Here is a 327-nt window from a genome sequence, read left to right on the forward strand (position 1 = left end):
AGTTCCAGGGCGTGATGATGCCGACGACACCGACCGGCTCGCGGGTGATCTCGACGCCGATATTGGGTCTTGCCGACGGCAGCACCTCGCCCGCCAACCGCAGGCACTCGCCGGCGAAGAAGTCGAATATCTGGCCGGCGCGCACCGTCTCGCCGATGCCTTCGGCCAGTGTCTTGCCTTCCTCACGCGACAAGAGCTTTCCGAGTTCGTCCTTGCGCGCAAGGATCTCGTCGGCGGTCTTCCTCAGGATCGCGTGGCGCTCGAGAATACCCGAGCGCGACCAGGCCGGAAACGCCGCCTTGGCGGCAGCGATCGCTGCGCGCGCAT

General features: G+C 66.4%; 1 protein-coding gene. It reads right to left on the reverse strand.

Going from position 1 to position 327, the window contains the following annotated elements; translation table 11 throughout:
* Nucleotides 1–327: aldehyde dehydrogenase family protein (locus tag IB279_RS36845; protein ID WP_192341290.1), on the reverse strand; the 327-nt coding region annotated here is incomplete at both ends.

Origin of the sequence: Ensifer sp. ENS06 (genome assembly GCF_014852205.1) — a bacterium.
GTDB classification, from domain to species: Bacteria; Pseudomonadota; Alphaproteobacteria; order Rhizobiales; family Rhizobiaceae; genus Ensifer; species Ensifer adhaerens.